Genomic DNA, 447 nt, shown 5'->3' with positions numbered 1-447 from the left:
TGAAAAAGAGCACTAAGCAAGATGCCTTGGTGCAAGCTGCCATCACCACTATTTTGGCTGATAGTGAAGTTCAACGACACTGGGTTGAATTGACTAAGCGTGCGCCAACAGAAAAGAACCCAAGCCGCACTGAACTTGAACGTCATCTAACGACTTACACTCAGCGCAATACCGCAGATTACTTTATTCATAAAGACCTTGGTGGCTTCTTGAACAATGAGCTTGATTTCTACATCAAGAATGAAGTGATGAACTTGGACAATGTTCAAAATGCGGAAGTGTTTTCGAATATTGAAAAGCAGCTTCGAATGATCCAGTGCTTACGCAAGGTTGCTCAAGAGTTAATTATTTTTCTGACTCAAATTGAGAGTTTCCAGAAAAAACTTTGGACAAAAAAGAAATTTGTAACGCAGTCTAGTTATATCGTTTCTTTAGACAAAATTGATG

Annotated in this window: 1 pseudogene; it reads left to right on the top strand. The window is 39.1% G+C overall.

The features are described 5' to 3' along the window. Positions 1 to 447: pseudogene (locus I3255_RS13185) on the top strand (site-specific DNA-methyltransferase); the annotation flags it as partial.

It is taken from the genome of Psychrobacter sp. Ps6 (genome assembly GCF_022129235.1).
Lineage (GTDB): Bacteria > Pseudomonadota > Gammaproteobacteria > Pseudomonadales > Moraxellaceae > Psychrobacter.
The sequence above is the reverse complement of the archived record's forward strand: the minus strand, read 5'-3'. Positions and strand labels throughout refer to the sequence as shown.